1 protein-coding gene is annotated in these 1,252 nt (G+C 71.6%); it reads right to left on the minus strand.

Going from position 1 to position 1,252, the window contains the following annotated elements; translation table 11 throughout:
• Positions 1–67: 67 nt before the first annotated feature.
• On the minus strand, positions 68–1,207 hold the full coding sequence (locus tag G6030_RS07965) for an Mrp/NBP35 family ATP-binding protein (protein ID WP_007631677.1): 1,140 nt from the start codon (positions 1,205–1,207) through the stop codon (positions 68–70).
• Positions 1,208–1,252 lie beyond the last annotated feature (45 nt).

The following is a 1,252-nucleotide window of genomic DNA, read 5'->3' on the forward strand; positions in this document are numbered from 1 at the left end:
GGTAGGCGACCCGGCCCGGGGCCGGCGGGGGCGTGACGCCCCGCCGGCCACCCGAGAGGCCGACGCGTCAGAGGTGACGCGTGGTGTCGATCCCCAGGTTCATCCCCGCCAGGCCCCGGGGCCGCACGGCGAGGCCGTCGGCGATCTCGCGGTATGCGCGCCCCGACGGTGACTCGGGCTCGGCCAGGACGATCGGCGTGCCCTCGTCCCCGTGCTCGCGCACGGCCTGCTCGAGCGGCACCTGACCGAGCAGCTTGACGGGTGCGCCGACCGAGCGGGACAGGTTGGCCGCGACCTCCGCGCCGCCGCCGGTACCGAACACGTCCATGCGGGTGCCGTCGGGCAGCTCCAGCCACGACATGTTCTCGATGACCCCGGCGATCCGCTGACGGGTCTGCAGCGCGATCGACCCCGCGCGCTCGGCGACCTCGGCGGCCGCCTGCTGCGGAGTGGTGACCACGAGGATCTCCGCCGACGGGATGAGCTGGGCGATCGAGATGGCCACGTCGCCGGTGCCCGGGGGCAGGTCCATCAGCAGGACGTCGAGATCGCCCCAGTACACGTCGGCGAGGAACTGCTGCAGGGCCCGGTGGAGCATCGGACCACGCCAGACGACCGGGGTGTTGCCCTTCGTGAACTGGGCGATCGAGATGACCTTCACGTCGTGCGCCACGGGCGGAAGGATCATCTGCTCGACCTGGGTCGGCCGGGCGTCGGTGCCGAGCATCCGCGGGATCGAGTGCCCGTAGATGTCCGCGTCGAGCACGCCCACGGACAGGCCGCGGGAGGCCAGCGCCGTCGCCAGGTTGACCGTCGCGGTGGACTTGCCCACGCCGCCCTTACCCGAGGCGACCGCGTAGACACGGGTGAGGTTGCCGGGCTGGGCGAACGGGATGACGGGTTCGGCCGCGTCACCACGCAGGTGCTTGCGCAGTTCGGTGCGCTGCTCGTCGCTCATGACGTCGAGCTCGACGGCGACCTCGCCGACGCCCGGGACGTCGGACACCGCCGAGCGGACGCGGTCGCTGATCGTGTCCTGCATCGGACACGAGGCGACGGTCAGGTAGATGCCGACATCGACGCGGCCGGTCGCGGGGTCCACCTCGACGCCCTTGACCATGCCGAGCTCGGTGAGCGGCTTGCGGATCTCCGGATCATCGACCTTGGCCAGTGCGGCGCGGATCGATTCTTCGCTGGGTGCACTCATGATGCCCCGAGTCTAGGCGTCGCGGCACCCTGTGACGATTCAGGC

This window comes from Dietzia sp. E1 (genome assembly GCF_014145015.1).
Classification (GTDB): domain Bacteria; phylum Actinomycetota; class Actinomycetes; order Mycobacteriales; family Mycobacteriaceae; genus Dietzia; species Dietzia cinnamea_A.